This window comes from Methylohalobius crimeensis 10Ki, from assembly GCF_000421465.1.
Classification (GTDB): Bacteria; Pseudomonadota; Gammaproteobacteria; order Methylococcales; family Methylothermaceae; genus Methylohalobius; species Methylohalobius crimeensis.
Window position 1 is genome coordinate 115097 of record NZ_ATXB01000002.1, and the last position, 23694, is coordinate 138790.

Here is a 23694-nt window from a genome sequence, read left to right on the forward strand (position 1 = left end):
CCTCATTTGCCAATGCAAAACTCCGAAAAAATTTTTCCCAGAAGATCGTCGCTGGTGATCTCGCCGGTGATCTCGCCCAGCGCTTGCTGAGCCAGGCGCAAGTCTTCGGCGGCGAGATCCGAGGCTTGGAGACTATCCAACGCCTCCCGGGCTTGGCTCAAATAATCCCGCGCCCGGGCCAGCGCTTGCAGGTGACGGCGACGTGCGGCGAGAGCGTCTTCGGCCTCGGCCTCGAAGCCCATGGTTTGCTTGAGATGGGTTCGAAGCAGTTCCACACCAGCGCCGGTTTTGGCGGAAAGATAAACCACCCCGCCCTGGTCGGCCGCTTCGATGCGCGGCTTTTCGTCGGTCAAGTCGATCTTATTGTGAATCCGGATCACCGGTATCCCGGCCGGCAGATCCGCCGGCAACGCCAAACCCGCCGCCGCTTCTCGGCTGTCCACCACCAGCAGGATGGCGTCGGCATTTTGCATGGCATCGAGCGCCCGGCGTATCCCCTCGCGCTCGACCACATCGCCGCCTTCCCTCAGGCCGGCGGTGTCGATCACGTGGAGAGGCATGCCGTCGATCTGAATCCGCTCGCGCAGCAGATCCCGCGTGGTGCCGGCAATATCCGTGACAATGGCCGTTTCCCGCTCGGCGAGCCGGTTGAGGAGGCTCGATTTGCCGGCATTGGGGCGGCCGGCGATTACCACGGTCATGCCCTCTTCCAAAAGACGGCCCTGAAAGGCCCGGCGGTTCAGCTCGTCCACGTCCCTGATGATTCGCTCCAAACGGGCGAGCACCGCCCCTTCGGCGAGCCAATCGATATCCTCGTCGGAAAAATCGATGCTCGCCTCCACCTGTACCCGGATCGCGGTCAATGCTTCCACCAAGCCCTCGACTCGATGGGAGAACTCGCCTTCCAAGGAACGCTGGGCGGCGCGCGCGGCCTGCTCCGAGGTGCTTTCGATAAGCGCCGCCACCGCTTCGGCCTGGGCCAGATCGAGCTTGCCGTTGAGAAACGCGCGGCGGCTGAATTCTCCCGGTTGGGCCATCCGGGCCCCCAGTTGCATCAACCGCTTCAGCAAGGATTCCACCACCACCGGACTACCGTGGCAGTGCAGTTCCAGCATGTCCTCGCCGGTATAGGAACGGGGAGCGGGAAAATAGAGCGCCAGACCCCGGTCGAGCACTTGCCCATCTTCGGCCAGAAAACGGACGTAATGGGCGTAACGCGGCGCAAGGCGGGATCTACCGGTAAGTTCTGCGGCCAGGGAGGAAAGTTCGGGGCCGGATACCCGCACCATCGCCACCGCCCCCCGGCCGGGGGCGGTGGCGGGGGCGGCGATGGTGTCGTCGACGGGAATCAAGTCTTGGCGACGCCTTCGATTTTCCGATTAATCAACCACTGCTGCCCGATGGAGAGCGTATTGTTCACCACCCAGTAGAGCACCAAACCGGCGGGGAAGAAGGCGAAGAAGACCGTGAACACCAACGGAAACATCTTCATCACCTGGGCCTGTACCGGATCGGTGGGCGGTGGGCTGAGTTTCTGCTGGACCCACATGGAGACCCCCATCAAAATCGGCAAGATGAAAAAGGGATCCTTGGAAGTCAAATCGTTGAGCCAGAAGACGAAAGGCGCCTGCCTAAGCTCCACACTTTCCACCAACACCCAGTAGAGGGAAATGAAAACCGGGATTTGGATAATAATCGGCAGACAGCCGCCGAGCGGATTGACCTTCTCCTCCCGGTAAAGCTGCATCATGGCCTGTTGGAATTTCTGCTTGTCCTCTCCGAAGCGCTGTTTCAACTCCTGCATCTTGGGTTGCATCTTGCGCATCTTGGCCATGGATTTGTAACTGGCCGCCGAGAGGGGAAAGAACACGGCCTTGATGACCACCGTCGTGCAAATGATCGCCCAGCCCCAATTACCCAACAGCTTGTAAAACTGCTCCAGCAACCAGAAGATGGGTTCGGCGATCAGGGTGAAGATGCCGTAGTCAACCGTCAACTCCAAGCCGGGCGCCACCTGCTCGAGCACGCGCTGCAGCTTGGGGCCGATGTAATAGCGTACGCTGAAGGTGCGGCTTTCGCCCGCCGGCACCCGGTATTCGGGAGAATAGGAGCCGACCAGGAAGTTTTGCTCCGGCAATGCCTTGGTGTAAAAGTGGTTGACCTGATCTTGGGGCGGCAACCAGGCGGCGAGGAAATAGTGCTGGACCATCGCGCACCATCCCCCTTGGGTTTCCCAGTTCAGGGACGCATCCTCCATATCGCCGAAGGAAATTTTTTCGTAGGGCTCGTCGGCGCGCCGGCAAGCCACCCCGGTGAAGGTCCGGATAAAGGCGCTGTCCTTGGACTTGGTCGGTGGGGTGCGCTTCAACTGGCCGTATTGGCGCGCGCTCCACGGCATGGCGGAGAGATTGCGCACCTCGTAATCGATATGGATTTCGTAGCTGCCCGGCTCGAAAGTGAAGGTTTTGACGATTTCCACCCCGTCGCCGCGCCACACCAAGGGCACTTTGAGCGCTTCCTGCCCTTCCAGGCGATACTCGCGCGTCTCGGCCCGCCAGGGAACGCTATGCTTGGGAGCGATTTTTTCGTCCCCCAAAAAACCGGTCTGGGTGACGAAGAGGCGACCCGGCTCGTCGGCGAGCAGGCGCACCGGCTCGTTCGGTTTATCCTTGGAAACCGGATACTTGAGCAGTTCGACCTGGCGAATGTCGCCACCGCTCAGATCGATCTCGGCGTGGACGACGTCGGTATCCACGATCACCCGCCCGCCGCTGCTTGGCAGGGGCTCGGCTTCGGCCACCCCGCCGGCATCGGCCGGCAGTTGCGCCACTTCCCCCGCCCCCGCCGGTGCAGCGGGCTGTTGCGCCTCCGCCTGGGTCGGAGGCGCAACAGCTTGGGGCGGTTTGGGGCCATAATCCTGCTGCCAAGCCGACCACAGCAAGTAGCCTAGCAATGCACACAGGGTGATGAGGAAAAACCTTAGATTATCCATGTTTTGTTATTCCAAATTGCTCCGGGACAGGGTCGAGCCCGCCTGGATGCCATGGGTGGCAACGCAATAGGCGGCGCAAGGCCAGCCAGCTGCCCCGCACCACCCCGAATCGCTCGAGCGCGTCCAGGGCATAGACGGAACAGGTGGGATGAAAACGACACTGATTCCCCAACCAGGGACTCAGAAAAAAGCGGTAACCGCGGATCAATGCAATCAGGAGCATTCGGCAGCCGTACTCAAGCGCTGCCAATGCTTTGCCAATGATGCCCATAGAACACTCCGATCGGCGGCCGAAACGGCCGGTTTTGCCACAACGACGATGTCGGCCGCAGGCAGGCGAGATCGATTGAGGCGGAAGCTTTCCCTCACCAAACGCTTGATTCGGTTGCGCGCAACCGCTTTTTTGACCTTGCGTTTGGAGATGGCCAGTCCCAGACGCGCATAATATCGCTCGTTAGGCCGCATCAACACCGTAAAAAACGCATCCGCCGACACTCGGGGATGACTGAATACCCGAGCAAAGTCGCCCGCACACAGCAGTCGACGGGACCTGGGAAAGCCGAATTCCGAACCGCCGTTTGTCGATTCGCCGTGCGTCAACGCGTCCGGCCGGACGCCAATACGGCCCGCCCTTTGGCGCGCCGGGAAGCGATTACCTTGCGACCGCCTCGGGTACGCATGCGGGCCCTGAAACCGTGAGCACGCACGCGCTTGATCTTGCTGGGCTGATAGGTTCGTTTCATCTCCGTCGCCTCTAATTATTTGAAAAACCTAGTAAAAAAGGATTTGGATAATACTCTGTCGGCACCTGCATGTCAATGCTGTGAGTACGGATCAAATCCGGTATAGTATCTTCCCCGGCGTTGTGGCGAAACCTCCTCACGGTCGGGACAGGCAGTTCAACCCCACAGTTTCAGGCCAAAACCCCATGAGCGACCTCTGGAATCGGTGTATCCAACGACTCGAAAACGAAATCCCCTCGCAACAGTTCAACACTTGGATCCGCCCTCTGCAGGCGGTCGAGAAGGGTTCGGAGCTTCGCCTCTTGGCGCCCAACCGCTTCGTACTGGACTGGGTGAAGGAACACTTCATCGATAAAATCGAAGCCGCCCTACCCCCTAACGACGGCGGCGTCCATCAAGTAGTCATAGAGATCGGCGCACGCAAAGAGGAAACCGCGCCGCCGCCCGTACAACCGGATTTTTCCTCCGCGGCGCCCCGAAACGGCGCCGCGAGCCATCGTCCGCGAAAGAAAAAAGCAGGCGTCAACAATCTCAACCCGGCGTTCACCTTCGACACTTTCGTGGAAGGCAAATCCAATCAGTTCGCCAAAGCCGCGGGCATGCAGGTGGCGGAAAACGTCGGCCGGGCCTACAACCCTTTGTTCGTGTACGGCGGCGTGGGTTTGGGCAAGACCCACCTCATGCACGCCATCGGCAACCTGATCGTCCAGAGCGACCCTTCGGCCTCGGTGGTCTATCTCCATTCCGAGCGCTTCGTCTCGGACATGGTTTCCGCCCTGCAACATAATGCCATCAACGCGTTTAAGGAATATTACCGTTCGGTGGACGCGCTGCTGATCGACGATATTCAGTTCTTCGCCGGCAAGGAGCGTTCCCAGGAGGAATTCTTCCACACCTTCAACACCTTGCTGGAAAACAAACACCAGGTGGTGCTCACCTGCGATCGCTACCCGAAAGAGATCAACGGTCTGGAGGAGCGCCTCAAGTCCCGCTTCGGCTGGGGGCTACCGGTGGCGATCGAACCGCCGGACTTGGAGACTCGGGTGGCGATCCTGATGAGCAAAGCCCAGCAGTGGGGCGTGGAACTCCCGGCGGATGTGGCTTTTTTCGTGGGTAAACGAATCCGCTCCAATGTCCGCGAGCTGGAGGGAGCGCTTCGCCGGGTCACCGCCCGAGCCCAATTCACCGGCGAACCCATCACCCTCCCCTTCGCCAAGGAAGCGTTGCGCGATCTGATCGCGGTCCAGGATAAGCTGATCAATGTGGAAAATATCCAAAAAACGGTGGCCGAATATTTCAAAATCCGCGTCACCGACATTCTCTCCAACAAACGGACCCGTTCCATCACCCGGCCGCGCCAAATCGCCATGGCCTTGGCCAAGGAATTAACCAACCACAGCTTGCCGGAAATCGGAGAGTTTTTCGGCGGGCGCGACCACACCACCGTCCTGCACGCCTGCCGCAAAGTGGAAGCGTTGAAAGAATCCGACAGCAAAATCGCAGAGGACTACGCCACTCTATTACACCTTTTGATCAACTGAGACACGACGATGCAATTTTCCATTGCCCGCGAACCGCTTCTGGAAGCGCTGCAGAAAGTAGCCGGCGTGATCGAGCGCCGCTCCACCCTGCCGATTCTGGCCAACGTCCTGCTTCGGGTCCGGGACGAGCACTTGACCTTGATCGGCACCGACCTGGAAATCGAGCTCATTACCCATACCGAAGCCAGCGTGCCAAGCGGCGAGGGAGAAACAACGGTACCGGCGCGCAAACTGCTCGATATCTGCCGGCTTTTGCCTTCCGGCATTCGCTTGGAATGCACCTTGAAGGACGGCAAGACGCTGGAGGTCAAGGCCGGACGCAGCCGTTTCGCGCTCGCCACCTTGCCCAGCGATAATTTCCCCGAGTTCAGCCTCCACGGCGAAGAAACTCGCGCCCAATTGAGCGGCGAGGCGCTGAGAAAATTGTTCGCCAAGACCATGTACGCCATGGCTCAACAGGACGTACGCTTTTATCTCAACGGCTTGCTGCTGGAATTGGACGGGCCCCATATCCGCACCGTCGCCTCCGACGGCCATCGCCTGGCTTGGTGCGAACACGCCTTGGAGGCACCGGTGGACGGCACCCACCAGCCGATTTTGCCCCGCAAGGGCGTGCAGGAGTTGTTTCGCCTCTTGGAAGGTGAGGAAGTCGTCCAGTTGCGACTCACCGCCAGCAATATACGCCTGGAGCTGCCCTCGGCGGTCTTTTCCGCCAAACTGATCGACAGCCGCTATCCCGACTATCGGCGGGTCTTTCCCGAGCAAGTCAATCGCTTTGTGAGCTGCGACCGATTGGCCTTGAAAGAAGCCATCGGCCGAGTGTCCATCCTTTCCAACGAGCAATACCGCGGCATTCGCCTGGACGTCTCCTCCAACTTGCTGCGCCTTTCCGCGCATAACCCGGATCAAGAAGAAGCCGAGGAAGAGGTGGAAGTACTCTACGAAGGCGAGCCGTTCACGGTCGGCTTCAATGCCGCCTATCTGGCCGATGCGGTTTCCCACCTGGACGCGGAAACCATCCGCCTGGGGTTTGCCGACCCCTCTCTGAGCTGCCTGGCGGAAGACCCCGAGGACCCCTCCATCCGCTATCTCGTCATGCCGATGCGGCTTTGATCCGGAGCCGCGGGGTTATATCGGGCAGGCACAGGGGCTATCGGGCAGGCACAGGGGCTATCGGGCAGGCACAGGGGCCTGCCCCTACTAACCGGATTCAATCCGCCTGCCGGCGCAGAAACGCCGGAATATCCAGATAATCCAGATCTTCCTCGCTGTTGTTGACGCCGGAATTGCTCCCGCTCGGCACGTTGAGCTTGCGCACCCGATCGGGTTGTTGGCGAATCACGGTGGGACGTTCCAATTTGTCATAATCCACCTTCCCGTCACTGTCCTTTTCCACCAGGCGTACCGGCGGCTCTTCCACGGCGGCGCCGGCGGAACCGGCCAGGCCCGTGGCCACCACCGTCACCCGAATCTCGTCTTGCAGCTCGGGATCGATGACGGTGCCGACCACCACCACCGCATCGTCGGAGGAAAATTCCTTGACCGTGTTGCCCACCACGTCGAATTCGCCGATGGACAGATCCAGGCCGCCGGTGATGTTCACCAAAATGCCCCGCGCCCCGTGCAGGTTGACATCCTCCAGCAGGGGGCTGGCGATGGCCCGTTCCGCCGCCTCGCGGGCACGGTTTTCGCCGCTGGCGGAACCGGTTCCCATCATCGCCATGCCCATCTCCGACATCACCGTGCGCACGTCGGCGAAGTCCACGTTGATCAAACCGGGGCGGGTGATCAATTCGGCGATCCCTTGAACCGCTCCCAAGAGCACGTCGTTGGCCGCGGCGAACGCCTGCAGCAAGGAAACATCCTTGCCCAACACCGGCAGGAGTTTCTCGTTGGGAATGGTGATCAGGGAATCCACGTAGCGGCTCAATTCCTCGATTCCCCGATCGGCGATCGCGCGCCGCTTGGTTCCCTCGAAGGGGAACGGCTTGGTCACCACCGCCACCGTCAACACGCCCAAATCCCGGGCGATCTCGGCGAACACCGGGGCCGCGCCGGTGCCGGTGCCGCCGCCCATGCCGCCGGTCAGGAAAATCATGTCGGCGCCCTGGATCAATTCCTGAATTCGATCCCGGTCATCCATGGCCGCCTGCTTGCCCACTTCCGGGCTGGCGCCCGCGCCCAATCCTTTGGTGAGTTCGCCGCCGATCTGCAGCACGGTCTTGGCGGACGCTTTGCGCAAGGCCTGGGCATCGGTATTGGAACAGATGAATTCCACCCCCTCGATGCTGCTGTTGACCATGTGGTCGACCGCATTGCTGCCGCCGCCGCCGATGCCGATCACTTTGATGATCGCATTTTGACCGTAGTCGTCTACCATTTCGAATTTCATAACTTTACTCCTCTCCGCAATTTGCGATTAGAACACACATCCAAAACCCACTATCCCCGTTAAAAATTTCCCTGAAACCAGCTGCACATGCGACGCCAAATCGACAGCAAAACCGATTCGTCGTCACTCAACCCCAACCCGTCCTCGTGCTCGTGGCCGAACAGCAACAGCCCCACCCCGGTGGCGAACGCGGGGTTGTGAATCACGTCGGTGAGGCCGGTGACATGGCGGGGCATGCCCAGACGCACCGGCATGTGAAAAATCTCCTCGGCCAATTCCACCAAGCCCTCCAGCTTGGAGCTGCCGCCGGTCAGGACAATGCCGCCGGCGATCAAATCCTCGAAGCCGCTGCGGCGCAGTTCCGTTTGAATCAGAAGCATCAGTTCCTCGCAGCGGGGCTCGACGATTTCCGCCAGGTTGTGGCGCGAAATCCGCCGGGGAGGGCGATCGCCGATGCTGGGCACATCGATCATGTCGTCGATGTCGGCCAATTGGGTCAGGGCGCAGGCATGATCGATCTTGATCGATTCCGCGTGCTGGATGGGGGTGCGCAGGGCGACCGCGATGTCGTTGGAAATTTGATCGCCGGCGATCGGGATCACCGCGGTATGCCGAATGGCGCCGTCGGTATAGACGGCGATGTCGGTCGTTCCCCCGCCGATGTCCACCAGGCACACTCCGAGATTCTTTTCGTCCTCGCTCAGGATGGCGTAACAGGACGCCAACTGCTCGAGGATGATGTCCTCCACTTCCAGGCCGCAGCGGCGGACGCATTTGACCAGATTCTGGGCCGCGCTAACCGCGCCGGAGATGATATGGACCTTGGCCTCCAGGCGGATGCCCGCCATGCCCACCGGTTCCTTGATCCCGGTCTGGCTGTCGATGATGTATTCCTGGGGAAGGACGTGGAGAATCTTTTGATCGGCCGGAATCGCCACCGCCCGGGCCGAATCCAAGACCCGATCCACGTCGGTCTGGGTCACCTCCTTGTCCTTGATGGCGACGATGCCGTGGGAATTGAGGCTGCGGATGTGACTCCCGGCGATCCCCACGTAGGCCGAACGGATCTGAAAACCGGCCATCAATTCGGCCTCCTCCACCGCGCGCTGAATCGCCTGCACCGTGGATTCCAGATTGACCACCACCCCCCGTTTCAGGCCCGTGGAAGGGTGACTGCCGATGCCGACGATTTCGATTTCGTCTTCCTCGACGTTGTACTCCCCCACAATCGCCGCCACCTTGGAAGTGCCGATGTCGAGCCCTACGATAATATTTCGGTCTCTGCGCTTAGCCATATCGTCTCGTTATGATTGTTTGTCCTGCTCACGCCAGCGGACTGCGAATCCGTGTTCGTAGCGAGCATCGAGCCGCTTTACGTTTTGCCTTTGCTCAGGCGTCAAGCGGGCCAAAAGCCGAACCACCTTGCCGAAAGCAGCCTGCGGTTGCTGCCGCCCCAAAACCACCATCGTGCGTGTGGCGGGAGCGGATTGCGAACCGCCTGCGCTGGTCATCGTCAGCCGCCAACTCCGCCGGGCATCCACCTCGATTCCGAGAATCCGGAAAGATAAAGCCCCGAGGGATCGAATCATCTCCCGATAAGCGGAAAACAGTCTTTTTTCGTGACCGTCCGGTCCTCGCAGCATCGGCAGATCCGTGTATCCTTCAATGGTGGCGGGGACGAACTTTTCCCCCCGCCGATTCAACAGTTCTGTTTTTCCCCATCGCACATACGGCACCTGCTCTTGGATTTTAAGGCGGATCACGTCCGGCCAGATTCGCATCACTTGCACCTTTTCCACCCAGGCCAGCTTTTCCACCGCCGTCACCGCATCGTCTACATCCAATTTCCAGTAACCACCCGCCAACAAGGGCGTCAACGCTTGCTTCAAGGCATCGCCGGTCACGTGCCGAACCTGCCCTTCGATCCTCACATACCGGATCGGAGCCGTCGTTTTCAGGCTCCCTATCCAAGTTAACATTCCAATCACCGTCAATCCCATTCCCCAGAGGATCGCGTTACGCCTGGACACTGGTTTCCAAAATCCGCCACACCAATTCGTCGAACTCGATACCGGCCGCCCGCGCCGCCATCGGCACCAAACTATGATCGGTCATCCCCGGTACCGTGTTGACCTCGATCAACCAGGGTTGACCGGTTCGGTCGAGGAACAAATCCACCCGTCCCCAACCGCTGACCCTGAGCACTCCGCAGGCCCTGACGACCAACGCCATGAGTGCTTGCTCCATTTCCGCCGGCAGTCCGCAGGGGCAATGATAACGGGTGCTGTCGGCCCGGTATTTGGCTTCGAAATCATAGAAAATACGCGGCGTCTCCAGACGGATGAGGGGCAAGATTTCCTTCTGCAGCAAGGTGGCGGTGTACTCCTCGCCGTCGATCCAACGCTCTGCGAACACCGGCGAATCGTATCTTCGGGCCAGCGTCCACGCCTCGACCAACTGGTGCCGATCGTCCGCCTTGCTCATGCCCAGACTGGAGCCTTCCAGGGCCGGCTTGACGATTACCGGAAACCCCAAATAATCACCGCAGCGAGCCAGATCCTCACGGGTTTCCAAAACCTGCCAATCGGGAGTCGGCAAACCCGCACCACGCCAACACCATTTCGTGGTCAGCTTATCCATGGTCAAAGCCGAACCCAGCACCCCGCTGCCGGTATAGGGAAGGTCCAGCGCCTCCAGCAACCCCTGCAGCACACCGTCCTCGCCGCCGCGGCCGTGGAGGATATTGAACACCCGATCGAAGCCTCGCCCCGCCAATTCATCCAGGAAGCGGCGTCCCACGTCCACCGCCTTCGCGTCCACCCCTAGCCGCTGGAGGGCGGCAAAGACCTGCTCCCCGGAAATCAAGGAAATTTCGCGCTCGGCGCTGGCGCCTCCCATGGCCACCGCCACCTTGCCGAAACGACCGGGATCGCCGAGTCCCGTCATGCTTGCTCCTCCGCCACGCCGATGATGCGCACTTCCAACTCCAAATCAATGCCGAAGCGATATTTCACCGCTTCCCGGGCCGCCTCGATCAAGGCTTCGATATCCGCCGCTCTCGCCCCGCCATTGTTGATGATGAAATTGGCGTGCACTTCCGATATCTTGGCGTCGCCGATCCGCTTGCCCTTGAGACCGCAGGCTTCGATCAGCCGCGCGGCGAAGTCGCCGGGCGGGTTTTTGAAGACCGAGCCGCAATTCGGCCAGCGGGTCGGCTGAGTCCGACTGCGTCGCTGTAAAAGCTCCCGAATGCGGCGCTGGCCGGATTCGATGTCGCCCGGTTGAAACCGCAGCCAGGCGGCCAAGAAATATTCGTCGGCCGGCCCTTGCACGCTGCGGTAACCGACCTTGTATTCACGCGGCGTGCGCCGGTGCAAGCGGCCACGACGATCCACCGTTTCCACTGCCTCCACCCAGATCCAGGTCTCGCCGCCGAAGGCGCCGGCATTCATGGCCAGCGCGCCGCCCAAGGTACCGGGAATCCCGGCCAAAAACTCGGCCCCGCCGAGACCGTGGACACTGCAAAAGCGCGCCAAGTGGGCGCAAGGAACGCCGGCCTCCACGTATACCAAGCCCTCCTCCATCGCCATGCCCCGCAAACGCCCCGCGGAATAAATCACCGTTCCCGGAACGCCGCCGTCGCGCACCAGCAGATTGCTTCCCAGCCCCAGCCAAGTGAGCGGTTCGTCTGCCGGAAGCCCCTCCAGGAACGCCACCAAATCTTGCTTGTCCGCCGGTTGAAACAGACGCTCGGCCGGCCCGCCCACTCGCCAGGCGGTAAACCGCGCCAGCGGCACCCGGCCTTGGAGTTCCCCCCGAATACTGCTTCGCAGCCCTTCGAGCGGATGCCACATGGGATGCCTGTCCACTCCCCCTTTCTCCCGTCCCGGAGACGTTTCGTGGCTCCAATCCAAGTGGCTCATCGGCATTGCCCGGTTACTGGTCATCCCGCCTCTCCTGTAACATCTCGGGCAAAGCCGCGGCCAACTGCCCGATACTTCCGGCCCCCATGGTCATCACTACGTCGCCGGGCCGAAGCGCCTCCATCAATGCCACGGGAACGGTCTCCAACGAATCGAGCATTTTGGGAACCCGACCGCGCGCCGCCAAAGCCTCCGCCAGAGCGGCGCTGTCGACTCCCGGGATCGGCGCCTCGCCCGCCGGATAAACGTCGAGCAGCAATACTTCATCCACCTCGGTCAATACCTCCACGAAATCATCGAACAGCTCCCGCGTTCGGCTATAGCGATGAGGCTGAAAAACCAATACCTGCCGGCGGCCGGGCCAGGCTTGACGCGCGGCGGCGAAGGTCATTTCCAGCTCGCGCGGATGATGACCGTAATCGTCCACCAAGGTCACCTCGCCCCCGCGCCACGACACTTGACAGACTTGAAAGCGGCGTCCGATCCCGGCGAAGCGGGCGAGTGCCCGGCGAATGGTGGTCGGTTGTACCCCCACCTCCAAGGCGATTACGATGGCCGCCAATGCGTTGAGGAGGTTGTGCCGGCCGGGAAGGTTCAATTCCATCTCCAACGGTTGATCCAGGCCGTGACCTTCCACCACGAAGCGGGTCTTGAGTCCGTCCGGAACGAGATCCCGCGCGCGCAAGTCGGCTTCCGGGTGGAGACCGTAAGTGACCACCGGTTTTTGAATGCGGGGGAGGACCGAAGCCACTCCCGGATCGTCCAGGCACATGACCGCCATTCCATAGAACGGCAAATGATGCAGAAATTCGATGAACGTCTCCTTGAGTCGTTGCCAGTCGTCCCCATAGGCACTCATGTGATCGCGGTCCACATTGGTGACCACCGCCATCATCGGCTGCAAGTGCAAAAACGAGGCGTCGCTTTCGTCGGCTTCGGCGACCAAGTAGGGACTCGCCCCCAGGGCGGCATGACTGCCCGCGCTGTTGAGACGCCCGCCAATCACGAAAGTGGGGTCCAGGCCGCCTTCCGCCAGAATGCTGGCGACCAGGCTGGTGGTAGTGGTCTTTCCGTGGGTGCCGGCCACCGCGATGCCGAATCGAAACCGCATCAATTCGGCCAGCATCTCCGCCCGGGAAATGACCGGAACCCGGCGCGCTTCCGCCGCCACCCATTCCGGGTTGTCGGGCATCACCGCGCTGGAAACCACCACCACATCGGCTCCGTCCACATGCTCGGCGGCATGGCCGACGAAGACGTCCGCCCCCAGGCCGCGTAGCCGCTGCAGAGCGACGCTCTCGCGCAGATCCGAACCGGATATTCGATAACCCAGGTTTGCGAGCACCTCGGCAATACCGCTCATACCGACGCCGCCGATGCCGATGAAATGAATCCGCCCGATTCGAGCCATTCGCCGCTGAACCGGTTCTCCCCCCGCTCGCAGCAGTAGGCGGGGATCACTTTCCGTTTTTAACTGGGGCACCACTTTCGGCCTCCTCGAGACAAATTCGCGCCACCGTTTCCGTGGCATCCAAGCGGGCGGCTTTGCGTGCCGCCGCACCCATGGCCCGCAACCGCTCGGGGCGAGCCAAACAAGCCGTCACCGCTTGTCGCAGAGACCGCGGCGTCAGCTCGTTCTGGAGCAACATGACCGCCGCTTCTCGCTCCACCAGATATTGGGCGTTCAATCTCTGATGATCGTCGATGGCATAGGGATACGGCACTAAAATCGCACCGACACCGGCCGCCGCCAATTCGCTCACCGTCATCGCTCCGGCGCGGGCGATCACCAAATCGGCCCAGGCATAGGCGGCCGCCATATCGTCGATGAATGCTTCCACCCGGGCCGAAACCTTGTTTTTCCGGTAGGCCTCGGCCACGTGGGACGCCATAACCGCACCGCTTTGATGCCAAACCTCCAATTCAGTGTTTTCCAGTCCCGCCAAGGCTTCCGGGACCGTCTCGTTTAGAATCTGAGCCCCCTGACTGCCCCCCATCACCAACAGCCTCACCGGGCGCCCTTCGAGCGGACCTTTATCGGCCGACATTCCGACGATTTCGGCCCGCAAGGGATTGCCGGTCCAGCAGGGCCAAAAACGGTCGGGGAAGGTTCCCGGAAATCCTTCCAATACCCGCTTCGCGCGTGGCGCCAACCAGCGGTTGGTCGTCCCAGGTATTCGATTCTGCTCGTGGAGCACCAAGGGTATCCCCAACCACTCTGCCATGAGCCCTCCCGGACCGGCGACGAATCCGCCCATTCCCAGGACTACCGAGGGACGGCGCCGACGTAAATAGCGGCCCGCCTGGATCAAGGCTCGAGCCAACATCCAGGGAGCCTGTAGTTTGGCTTTCAAGCCCGTCCGCCGCAAACCACTGACCGACACGGTATCCAACTCGAACCCCGCGGCGGGCACCACCCGGGATTCCAAACTGCGCGAGGTTCCCATCCAGCTCACTTGGTGGCCTTGCTCGCGCAGCCAAACCGCCACCGCCAGCGCCGGGAAGACGTGGCCACCGGTCCCGCCCGCCAGGATCATCACCTCCGCCATGATTTGCCTCGCGGCTGCTGTGCCTGGATTTCCCGGGCTTCGGCATACACCCTGAGCACCAAACCGATCGCCATACAGTTCACCACCAAACTGCCGCCGCCGTAGCTCATGAGCGGCAAGGTCAAACCTTTGGTGGGTAAGACGCCCAAATTGACCCCCATATTGATCAACGCTTGAAGTCCCAGCCAGACCCCCACCCCGTAGGCGAGGCAAGCGCCGAAAACCGCTTCGTTCGACTCCGCCAGACGGGCGGTAGCGAATACCCGCCACAACAACCAGCCGAACATCGAAATGACGCCGACCACTCCCAGCAGACCGAGTTCCTCGCCCACCACGGCCAATAGGAAATCGGTATGGCCTTCGGGCAGATAAAACATTTTCTGGACGCTGTTCCCCAAACCAACGCCTCCCAGCCCCCCTCGACCGAAGGCGATCAGTGCCTGTACCAATTGATAGCCGGAATCCTGGGCATGGGACCAGGGATCGAGAAAACCGATCCAACGCTTGAACCGATAAGGCTCGAAAACCACCAAGCCCGTCGCGGCGCCTCCCAGAATGGCCATCAAGGACAGCAGCGGCAACAGCCGGGCGCCGCCCAAGAACAATACCGTCACCGCGGTGGCCAGAAGTACCGCCGCCGCACCGAAATCAGGTTCCCAGAGCAACAAACCGGCGCCCAAACCCAATGGAACCAGGGGACGAATCAACCCCATGGCGCGGGTACGCAATTCATGATGGTGACGAACCACGTAACCGGCTAAATAGATCACCGCCACCCATTTGAACACTTCCGAAACTTGCAGGCGAAGCACCGCCAAATTCAGCCAACGGGTACTGCCATTCACCGTGACCCCGAGACCGGGGATTTTCACCGCCACCAATAAGACAAAGCCCCCCAAGAGCAACACCGCCCCGCCGCGCAGCCACCAATGCAACGGCACAGCCAGAACCGCCGCTCCGGCCGCGAGCCCCAACCCCAGATGGGCCAATTGACGTTTGGCGAAATGCAAGCCGTCCTCGGTCAAGTGCAACGAAGCGGAGGTCATCATCACATAGCCCGCCACCAAGAGGATCGTCGCCGCCGCCAGCAAACCGTGATCGAGAAAGATGCCGGTGCCGGTCGGGGACACGGCTTGCCGCGCTTTTACCGCCATTTAGATTCACCCTCCCCGAGATCGGCACCGGCTAGGGATATTTCAGGACGGGGTGACGGAGGAACCGCCTCGTTCGCGATCGACGCGCTTCCTCCCTCGGCGCGCCCTACGAGACGCTGCACCCATTGCATGAAACATTCTCCCCGGGCCTGATAATTTTCGAATTGATCGAGGCTGGCGCAAGCCGGCGCCAGCAACACGGTATCTCCCGGACGGGCGATCCGTCCGGCGACCGTCATCGCGCCAGACAAGTCCTCCACCACGCGTATTTCCGTCGCCCCGGCCAGGGCCTCGGCCAGCCGGTTACGGTCGCGGCCGTACAGCACCGCCGTTTTGACCTTGGCGGCGACGGCCGGGACGAGCGAAGCAAAATCGGCGCCCTTGCCGTCCCCGCCGGCCAACCAAATCAAGGGCGCACCCGAACCCGCAATGGCCGCCTCGGCGGCCCCCACATTGGTGGCCTTGGAATCGTTGATCCATGCCACCCCGTCGATTTCCCCCACCGTTTGCATCCGATGGGGCAAGCCGCTGAATCGTCGCAGCACCGAGATCGCGGCCTCCGGCGAAATCCCCGCCGTCTCCGCCAACGCCAGAGCCGCCAAGGCATTGGCCCAATTGTGGCGGCCGCTCAGCCGCATCTCCGCCGCCGGTATGAGCGGTTTCCCATAGGCAACCAACCATTCGCGACCGCGATAGCGAAGCAAGCCGTAATCGGCCGTGGGATCGCTCAGACTAAACCGCAGTTGGCGATCGCGAAGCGCACTTCCTGCCAACCTCGTCACAACCGGGTCGTCCCCGTTTACCACTTGCCGCCGGCTCCATCGCAACAGACGTCCCTTGGCCGAGGCATAGGCTTCCTGATTCGAGTGACGATCCAAGTGATCGGGGCTGACATTCAGCACCGCGCCAGCCTCCGGACGCAATCGCCGGCTTCGCTCCAACTGGAAGCTGGACAGCTCAAGGACGTAGAGTTGGCAAGCCTCATCCAATAAATCCAGAACCGGGGTGCCCAAATTGCCGCCGGCGCGCACTTTCAAGCCCGCCTCTTGAGCCATCTCCGCCACCAGGGTCACGACCGTGCTCTTGCCGTTGGAACCGGTCACCCCGATCACCGGTGCCCGAACTTGATCGGCAAAAAGATCGATGTCGCTGATCAAGGCGGCTCCGTGCTCCAGAGCTGCGCGGATCTCCGCCTGCTCCAAACCGATCCCGGGGCTCACCAGCAGATGGGTCGCCCAAGTCAAGCAATCGGCACGCAAACCGCCGGTAAACACCGGCACCCCGCTCAAGGCACTGGCGGCGGCCAAGCCGGGAGGATTCTCCCGGGTATCCAGGGCCACGCATTCGATCCCGCGGCGATGCAGAAAGTTGAGCGCCGACACGCCGGTCACGCCCAATCCCACCACCGCCACTCGGGGATCGGGACCTAACGTCGACAAAGACGATTGCCCATGGCCGCAAGCCCCGTTGGGTTGAATGCCACTGCTGCCTATCGTATCTGTGACCTCTGCCATGTCGCCTACCTCAGTTTCAAAGTCGCCAGCCCGATCAGGACCAAAATCACGGTGATGATCCAGAAGCGAACGCTCACCCGCGGCTCCGGCCAGCCCTGGAGTTCGAAATGATGGTGCAGGGGGGCCATCCGAAAAATCCGTTTCCCGGTCAGCTTGAACGAGATCACCTGAAGGATGACCGAAACCGTCTCGACCACGAACACGCCCCCCATGATCATCAAGACGATTTCCTGGCGAACCAGTACCGCCAGGATCCCCAGGGCCGCACCCAATGCGAGGGCGCCGATATCTCCCATGAACACTTGAGCCGGATAGGCGTTGAACCATAAAAAACCCAATCCGGCTCCCACCAGCGCACCGCAAAACACCACCAACTCGCCGGCGCCGGGAATGTGGGGAACGGCCAGATAAACGGCGAAATTCACGTTGCCCGAAACATAGGCGAAGATCCCCAATGCCCCGCCCACCAGCACTGCCGGAAGGATCGCCAAACCGTCTAGACCATCGGTCAAATTGACCGCGTTGCTGCTGCCCACGATGACCAACCAGGTAAGAGGAATAAATCCCCATCCCAAGCCGATCGATATTTCCTTAAAGAAAGGGACGATATAGGTGGTCTCCGCCGGCACCTGGGCGGTGTGGTAGAGGAAAGCGGCCGCACCCAACGCCACCGCGGACTGCCAAAACAGCTTCTGGCGCGCCGAGATTCCCTTGCTGTTTTTGAGAATCAATTTCTTATAGTCATCGACGAAGCCGATCACCCCGTAAGCTAAAGTCACAGATAGCACTACCCAGGTTTGACGGTTGTTCAAATCCGCCCACAACAGGGTGGCGAGGGTAACGGCCGCCAGAATCAATGCGCCCCCCATGGTGGGGGTACCCGCTTTGCTCAGGTGCGCTTCGGGCCCGTCCACCCGGATCGGCTGCCCCAGCCCCCGACTTCCAAGGCGACGAATCAAGGAGGGGCCGATCATGAAAGCGATCGCCAATGCGGTCAGCACCCCCAATATGGCGCGCAAGGTCAGATACTGGAACACCCGAAACGGGCCGTACCAATCACTCAACCATTCCGTCAACTCGTATAGCACCCCTGCTCTCCCCCCCAGGCCTGCAAGGCCTCCACCGTGGTCTCCAAATGCTGGCTGCGCGACCCTTTGATTAAAATTCGCACCTCGGCGTGGAGGTGGTCGAGCGCGGCGTCGATCAAGGCTGCCTGAGACGCGAACCATTCCCCCCCGATGCCAAAGGCAGCCACCGCCGCTCTGCTGGCATCGCCCACCGCCAATAAGCGCCGGACACCGCGGGCTTTGGCCAATGCCCCCGCCCGGGTGTGCCAAGCTGTACTGTCCGGTCCCAGTTCGCCGAACGCACCCAACACGACCCAGGGCTCGCCGCCGCAAGCACCTAAGGCGTCCAATCCGGCCTCGAAGGAAGCCGGATTGGCGTTGTAGCAATCGTCCAAGAGCCAAGCTCCGCTCTTGGCCGGCAACGGCCGCAATCGCCCCGAGACGGGCACCATCCGGGCCAATCCCGCCTGAATCCCGGCGACACTTCCATCCATGGCCAAACCGCAAGCCGTGGCCGCCAGCGCATTGATCACGTTGTGACGGCCCGGCAAGGCCAGATCCACATCGAAACGCTCACCCAGCGCTCGAACCCGGAACCGGTTACGAAACCGGCCTTCGCTGAACGCCAACGGCTCCATGGCCTCGGCGCTGACATCGGCCGACGAAGACAATCCGAAAGTGATCACCCGTCTGCGGCCGGCGATTTCCCGCCACAATGGAAAAAATCGATCGTCGGCGTTGAGCACCGCCGTTCCGGTAGTCGGCAAAGCGGCGATCAATTCTCCCTTCGTCCGGGCCACTCCTTCCAGAGAACCGAAACCTTCCAAATGGGCCGGGCCGGCGTTGGTGATCACCGCGGCTTGGGGTTCGGCCAATCCGGCTACATAGGCGATTTCACCGGCGTGATTGGCGCCCATTTCGATCACCGCGAAGCGATGCGACGGGTGCAGGCGCAACAGGGTCAAAGGCACGCCGATGGCATTGTTGAGGTTGCCCTGAGTCTTAAGGAGGGAAGCGGCGCCGTGCGCTTCCTCCGCTTCGGCCAATACTTGAGCGATCATTTCCTTGACGGTGGTTTTGCCGTTGCTGCCGGTGACCCCCACCACCATCCCGTCGAAATTTAGATGGCGCCAATACCGGGCCAACTGCCCCAGGGCCAGTTGGGTATCGGCCACCTTGAGCTGGGGCAATTCGCTCGCCCCGGGCCGCGTCACCAGCGCGCCGACGGCGCCCGCCTCCCGCGCCTGGGGCAAGAAGTCGTGGCCGTCGAATCGCGCTCCATGCAGCGCCACGAACAAGCGGCCTTGCAAATCCCCGCGACTATCGATGCCCACGCCGTGAAACTCGACATCCTGGCGGAGGAGCGTTCCTTTCAATACGGGCGCCAACTCGCTCAAGCGCATACCGGCGCCTCCCGCAAAAGCTCGGCCACCACCGCCCGGTCGCAGAAGGCGCGCCGCTCTCCTCCTCCGATTTCCTGCCAACTCTCGTGGCCTTTTCCCGCCACCAGGACGATGTCATCGACGTCCGCCGAGGCGATCGCAGTCGCAATCGCTTCGCCGCGATCCCGCACCACCTGCGGATGGGTGGTCATACCCGCCATAATTTCGGCGACGATGCGATCGCCGTCTTCCGCGCGGGGATTGTCGTCGGTCAAGATCACCCGGTCGGCCAAACCCTCGGCCACCCGCCCCATCTGGGGGCGTTTGCCCCGATCGCGCTGCCCGCCGCAACCGAACACCGCCCACAGGCGTCCGCGGCAATGCCGACGCAAACTGCGCAGGGCCAGTTCCAGGGCGGCCGGGGTATGGGCGTAATCCACCACCGCCAAAGGCCGGTCCGGCGACCGGAAGCACTCCATCCTTCCCGGCACCGGTGTAAGATTCGCCAAAAGGCGGACCGCTTCCGCCAATGCCGACCCCCGCGCCAGCAATACCGTCAATACCGCCAAGACGTTGGCGAGATTGAATTCCCCGAGCAGCGGCACCTGAACCGGCATCCGCTCGTTTTTCCAGGTCACTTGAAACTCCATTCCGGCGGCGCGATAACAAACCGCATCGGCGACTAAACGGGGAAAAGGAGCGTCTTTCCCCGGGATTGCGCTAAACCCATAGATCCGAACCCCGGGACCGACCCCGCGATGAAAGGCCGGCCAGGCCGGATCGTCCAAATTCAATACCGCCGCCTGAAGCTTCGGATGACTCAGGAGCTTGATCTTCGCGTCGGCATAAGCGTCCGGGGTCCCGTGGTAATCCAGATGGTCGCGGCTGAGATTGGTCCATAAAGCGAGATCGAAATCGATCCCGTTGACCCGCCCCTGATCCAACGCGTGGGAAGAGACCTCCATGGCCACGGAGCGAATTCCTCGTGCCCGCAAGGCGGCCAAGCGTTTTTGGTTTTCCAGGGCCGGTGCGGTGGTGTGATGGGTCGCTTGCAAAGCGGCCGGACTGCCCCACCCGAGAGTGCCTAGCACCGCGCCCCCGAGTGCTTGAGCCAGGAAAAAGCTGCAAGATGTCTTCCCATTGGTGCCGGTGATCCCGATCACCTCGATTGCCCGGGAAGGATGGCCGTAGAAACGCGCGGCGATCTCTCCCAAACGCTCATTGAGGCGGGGTACGGCCAGGGCGGGAACGGTCAAACCGGCCGGCAGACGGGCCCCTTCCGGTTCGTAGACCACCACGACCGCCCCCCGGTCCTGGGCTTCCGGGGCAAATTCGATCCCATGGCGGCGAACGCCGGCGGGAGCAAGATACGCCTCCCCCGGGCGCACGGAAGAACCGCTGTCGCTGAGTCCCGACACGCACAGGCCGGGCGGACAGGGAACGTCCGGCATCAGTTCTTGCAGGGGCACCCAGCCGGGCATCCCCCGCCTATCCATCCGGCTGCCCATCCAATTTCACCAAGAGGGGTTGAGAGGTCTGAGGAACACCGTCCGGCGGCACACCCAACAAGCGCAGCGCGATCTCCATGACCCGGGCGAACACCGGCGCCGCCACCAAACCGCCGTAGTAATCCTTGCCACCGGGCTCATCGATCACCACCGCCAGGACCAAACGAGGTTTCGAGGCGGGCGCCATCCCCACGAACAAAGCCCGATAACGATCGTCCGCATAACCGCCCGGAATCGCCACTTTGGCGGTACCGGTCTTGCCCGCCACTTGATAACCCGCCACCCGGGCCCGAGAGGCGGTGCCATCCCGACTGACCACGCCTTCCAGCATCCGCCGCAGGCGGGCGGCCAGGCCGGGCGGTAGAATCCGCTGTGCCCGGCTGTCCTGATCGCGGGGCAAGAGGGTGATGCTGTGGCGTATGCCGTCATCGGCCAGCACCGCATAAGCGCGCGCCAACTGCAGGGTGGAAACCGCCAAACCGTAGCCGAAGGCGATCGTCGCCTGCTCAAACTGGCCCCAGCCGGACGGATCGGGCACCACCCCTTCCGTTTCGCCGGGAAACTCGATTCCGGTGCGCCCGGCGAAACCGAAATCCCTGAGACAGGCGGCAAAAGATTCGGATGGCATTTTCAAAGCCACATGGGTAATGCCCACATTGCTCGATTTCCGCAATATCCCCGCCAAATCGAGCACCCCGTAATTGCGATGGTCCCGCACCCGATTCCGTCCCACGCGCATCCAACCGGGCGTGGTGTCGACCTTCCAACCGGGAGACACGGCGTGCTCCCGCAGGGCGCATGCCATGGTGAGGGGCTTGAGGGTGGAGCCCGGTTCAAATCGGTCGACCAGGGCCCGATTGCGGAAATTGCCCGAGGTCAGCGAATCGCGGAAATTCGGGTTGAAGGCGGGCTGGTTGGCCAGGGCCAACACTTCCCCGGTTTTCGCATCGAGCAATACCAGCATCCCGCCCTTGGCGCGATGTTCGGTCACTGCACGCTTGAGTTCCAGATAAGCCCAATACTGCAGGCGCCGATCGATGCTCAAGCGGATATCGTGGCCCGGTCGCGCCGGCTGAACCGCTTCGATGGATTCGATGATTCGCCCGCGACGATCCTGAATCACCCGCACCTGCCCGGACATCCCCTGCAATTGGGCTTCGAATCGCCGCTCCACGCCTTCCTGACCGTGCTGATCGATATCGGTAAAACCGAGCAAGTGGGCGGTCACTTCGGCGGCGGGGTAATAACGTTTGAATTCCGGCCTCAGAAACAGGCCGTCGATCTCCAAGCCCGCGATCCGCTCCGCCCTCGCCGGCGGCAGGCGGCGTTTGAGATAGAGGAATGCGCGCCGGCGGTGGGTATCGATCCGGTGCCGCAAACGCGCTTCGGGGATATTCAGCAAGCGCGCTAAGGTGCGCATTTGTGCCGCGCTGGCCTGAAATATCCGGGGATTGACGCAAACCGATTGCACCGGCGCGCTGATCGCCAAGGGGGCGCCTTTGCGGTCCAGCAGCCGCCCCCGGTGAGCGGGCAATTCCATCACCCGAATCTGCTGTCTATCCGCCCTCCGTTGATAGAAATCCCGCGCCCATACCTGCACGTAAAACGCCCGCACCAGCAATCCCGCCAATCCCAGGCCGAACCCGGCCAGCACCAATCCGCGCCGCCAGGAAATCAAGTCAATTCGGGGGGGGCTAGTATCCACCATCTCGTTCAATGCATCGGAGGGCCTGAAGAGAGCGGCAAATAAACGATTTCATTCGCATCCGGAACCACCATCTGCAAGCGGGTTCGAGCTAAACGTTCGACCCGGGCCGGATCGGCCCAAGCATGTTCCTCAAGCAACAACTGCTCCCATTCCACCTCGAAGTCGTCCAGCTGACGCTGGAGACGCTGAACTTCGTTGAACAACAAGCGGGCACGGTATTTGCTATGCACCACGCCCACCGCTGAAACGGCCGCCAATACCAGCAGGCCGATACACACGCCTTCCGATTTGCTTAACATGATCGGCGTTCGGCGATTCTTAGGATCGCGCTCCGTGCCCGGGGATTACGGGACGCCTCCAAGGCGTCGGGACGCTTTTTGCCGAGAACTTTCAGGCGTTGGGGAGACGGCGTCCCGGTCACCGGCAGCCCCTTGGGCAAGGGCGTTCCCCGGGACTGGGCGCGCAGGAAACGCTTTACGATCCGGTCCTCCAGGGAGTGAAAAGCGATCACGACCAAGCGGCCGCCCGGCACCAAGAGATCCACCGCTTGCTCCAGGACGGCTTCCAGACTCTCCAGCTCCCGATTGATGTGAATGCGCAGTGCTTGAAAAGTCCGGGTCGCCGGGTGTTTGTGGCGTTCCCGGGCAGGAACGGCGCGTTCGATCAGCGCCGTCAGTTGCCGGGTGCGAAGCAGCGGTTGGCGGCTGCGGGCCTCGACGATGGCCCGGGCAATGCGGTGGGCGAAACGCTCTTCCCCAAACTTGCGGATGACATCGGCGATTTCCCGCATCGGTGCCTGGGCCAACCAATCTGCGGCGCTCATTCCCACATCCGGATTCATCCGCATATCCAAAGGACCGTCATGGAGAAAAGCGAATCCCCGCTCCGGTGTATCCAGCTGCGGCGATGAGACGCCCAAATCCAAAAGTATGCCGTCGATCCGGCCGGCGTAACCCATCTCCTCGATGACTTCCCGCAACTGATTGAAATCCGCGTGAATCAAGCTGAACCGACGGTCTTCCGCCAACTGCCGAGCTTGCGTGGATGCGACGGCATCCGGATCCTTGTCCAGAGCGATCAGCCGGCCTTCGCGGCCCAGTTGCTCTAGAATCGCACGGCTATGCCCTCCGCGCCCGAACGTACCATCCACGTATACGCCATCGTTACGGACGGCCAACCCCGCTAACGCCTCTTCAAGCATGACGGGCTGGTGAATCATGG

Annotated in this window: 22 protein-coding genes; 2 read left to right on the forward strand and 20 right to left on the reverse strand. The window is 61.7% G+C overall.

What is annotated here, in order from left to right; genetic code table 11:
* Positions 1-2: 2 nt before the first annotated feature.
* The 5 genes from mnmE to rpmH are packed head-to-tail and all read right to left on the reverse strand — an operon-like array spanning position 3 to position 3735.
* The gene (gene mnmE, locus H035_RS0114240) at positions 3-1352 is read right to left on the reverse strand and encodes a tRNA uridine-5-carboxymethylaminomethyl(34) synthesis GTPase MnmE (protein WP_022949640.1); all 1350 of its coding nucleotides are present in this window, start codon (positions 1350-1352) and stop codon (positions 3-5) included.
* The gene (yidC, locus tag H035_RS0114245) at positions 1349-2992 is read right to left on the reverse strand and encodes a membrane protein insertase YidC (RefSeq protein ID WP_022949641.1); all 1644 of its coding nucleotides are present in this window, start codon (positions 2990-2992) and stop codon (positions 1349-1351) included. Before yidC ends, mnmE begins: the two co-directional genes overlap by 4 nt.
* Positions 2985-3215: a membrane protein insertion efficiency factor YidD gene (gene yidD, locus H035_RS0114250; RefSeq protein ID WP_026596638.1), complete on the reverse strand. Its 231-nt coding sequence runs from the start codon at positions 3213-3215 to the stop codon at positions 2985-2987. Before yidD ends, yidC begins: the two co-directional genes overlap by 8 nt.
* Positions 3206-3592, reverse strand: coding sequence for a ribonuclease P protein component (gene rnpA, locus H035_RS22785; protein WP_022949643.1), 387 nt, complete (start codon positions 3590-3592; stop codon positions 3206-3208). The genes yidD and rnpA overlap by 10 nt, the downstream gene beginning before the upstream one ends.
* Positions 3589-3735 carry a 50S ribosomal protein L34 gene (gene rpmH / locus H035_RS0114260; protein ID WP_022949644.1) on the reverse strand — a complete coding sequence of 49 codons (147 nt, stop codon included), beginning with the start codon at positions 3733-3735 and terminating at the stop codon, positions 3589-3591. The genes rnpA and rpmH overlap by 4 nt, the downstream gene beginning before the upstream one ends.
* A gap of 185 nt (positions 3736-3920) precedes the next feature.
* Between rpmH and dnaA the strand changes: the two genes are divergently transcribed.
* Both dnaA and dnaN read left to right on the forward strand, forming a co-directional pair.
* Positions 3921-5276, forward strand: coding sequence for a chromosomal replication initiator protein DnaA (dnaA, locus tag H035_RS0114265; protein WP_022949645.1), 1356 nt, complete (start codon positions 3921-3923; stop codon positions 5274-5276).
* Between the two features lie 9 nt (positions 5277-5285).
* On the forward strand, positions 5286-6389 hold the full coding sequence (gene dnaN, locus H035_RS0114270) for a DNA polymerase III subunit beta (RefSeq protein ID WP_022949646.1): 1104 nt from the start codon (positions 5286-5288) through the stop codon (positions 6387-6389).
* Between the two features lie 97 nt (positions 6390-6486).
* On the opposite strand, the gene ftsZ is transcribed toward dnaN, so the two are convergent.
* From ftsZ to rsmH, 15 genes are all read right to left on the reverse strand, one after another.
* On the reverse strand, positions 6487-7668 hold the full coding sequence (ftsZ, locus tag H035_RS0114275) for a cell division protein FtsZ (protein ID WP_022949647.1): 1182 nt from the start codon (positions 7666-7668) through the stop codon (positions 6487-6489).
* Positions 7669-7727: 59 nt separating this feature from the next.
* Positions 7728-8963 carry a cell division protein FtsA gene (gene ftsA / locus H035_RS0114280; RefSeq protein WP_022949648.1) on the reverse strand — a complete coding sequence of 412 codons (1236 nt, stop codon included), beginning with the start codon at positions 8961-8963 and terminating at the stop codon, positions 7728-7730.
* A 9-nt stretch (positions 8964-8972) separates the two neighbouring features.
* Complete coding sequence (locus tag H035_RS0114285) at positions 8973-9647, reverse strand: cell division protein FtsQ/DivIB (RefSeq protein WP_161624033.1); 675 nt, start codon at positions 9645-9647, stop codon at positions 8973-8975.
* A gap of 37 nt (positions 9648-9684) precedes the next feature.
* Entirely contained in the window at positions 9685-10614 is a 930-nt protein-coding gene (locus H035_RS0114290; RefSeq protein WP_022949650.1) for a D-alanine--D-alanine ligase, read from the reverse strand.
* Complete coding sequence (murB, locus tag H035_RS0114295) at positions 10611-11522, reverse strand: UDP-N-acetylmuramate dehydrogenase (RefSeq protein ID WP_040575088.1); 912 nt, start codon at positions 11520-11522, stop codon at positions 10611-10613. The genes H035_RS0114290 and murB overlap by 4 nt, the downstream gene beginning before the upstream one ends.
* An 82-nt stretch (positions 11523-11604) precedes the next feature.
* Positions 11605-13002 (reverse strand): UDP-N-acetylmuramate--L-alanine ligase, encoded by a 1398-nt coding sequence (gene murC, locus H035_RS0114300; RefSeq protein ID WP_022949652.1) that lies wholly within the window; start codon positions 13000-13002, stop codon positions 11605-11607.
* Positions 13003-13048: 46 nt separating this feature from the next.
* Positions 13049-14140 (reverse strand): undecaprenyldiphospho-muramoylpentapeptide beta-N-acetylglucosaminyltransferase, encoded by a 1092-nt coding sequence (gene murG, locus H035_RS0114305; RefSeq protein ID WP_022949653.1) that lies wholly within the window; start codon positions 14138-14140, stop codon positions 13049-13051.
* Positions 14128-15294: a putative lipid II flippase FtsW gene (gene ftsW / locus H035_RS0114310; protein ID WP_022949654.1), complete on the reverse strand. Its 1167-nt coding sequence runs from the start codon at positions 15292-15294 to the stop codon at positions 14128-14130. Before ftsW ends, murG begins: the two co-directional genes overlap by 13 nt.
* Positions 15285-16808: a UDP-N-acetylmuramoyl-L-alanine--D-glutamate ligase gene (murD, locus tag H035_RS19905; protein WP_084684974.1), complete on the reverse strand. Its 1524-nt coding sequence runs from the start codon at positions 16806-16808 to the stop codon at positions 15285-15287. Before murD ends, ftsW begins: the two co-directional genes overlap by 10 nt.
* A 5-nt stretch (positions 16809-16813) precedes the next feature.
* On the reverse strand, positions 16814-17896 hold the full coding sequence (gene mraY / locus H035_RS0114320; RefSeq protein ID WP_022949656.1) for a phospho-N-acetylmuramoyl-pentapeptide-transferase: 1083 nt from the start codon (positions 17894-17896) through the stop codon (positions 16814-16816).
* Entirely contained in the window at positions 17881-19278 is a 1398-nt protein-coding gene (locus tag H035_RS0114325; RefSeq protein WP_022949657.1) for a UDP-N-acetylmuramoyl-tripeptide--D-alanyl-D-alanine ligase, read from the reverse strand. Before H035_RS0114325 ends, mraY begins: the two co-directional genes overlap by 16 nt.
* Complete coding sequence (locus tag H035_RS0114330) at positions 19269-20738, reverse strand: UDP-N-acetylmuramoyl-L-alanyl-D-glutamate--2,6-diaminopimelate ligase (protein WP_022949658.1); 1470 nt, start codon at positions 20736-20738, stop codon at positions 19269-19271. Before H035_RS0114330 ends, H035_RS0114325 begins: the two co-directional genes overlap by 10 nt.
* A 7-nt stretch (positions 20739-20745) precedes the next feature.
* Positions 20746-22473 carry a peptidoglycan D,D-transpeptidase FtsI family protein gene (locus tag H035_RS0114335; protein ID WP_051149862.1) on the reverse strand — a complete coding sequence of 576 codons (1728 nt, stop codon included), beginning with the start codon at positions 22471-22473 and terminating at the stop codon, positions 20746-20748.
* 5 nt (positions 22474-22478) lie between these two features.
* Entirely contained in the window at positions 22479-22772 is a 294-nt protein-coding gene (ftsL, locus tag H035_RS0114340; RefSeq protein ID WP_022949660.1) for a cell division protein FtsL, read from the reverse strand.
* Entirely contained in the window at positions 22766-23692 is a 927-nt protein-coding gene (gene rsmH / locus H035_RS0114345; RefSeq protein WP_152486074.1) for a 16S rRNA (cytosine(1402)-N(4))-methyltransferase RsmH, read from the reverse strand. The genes ftsL and rsmH overlap by 7 nt, the downstream gene beginning before the upstream one ends.
* Positions 23693-23694 lie beyond the last annotated feature (2 nt).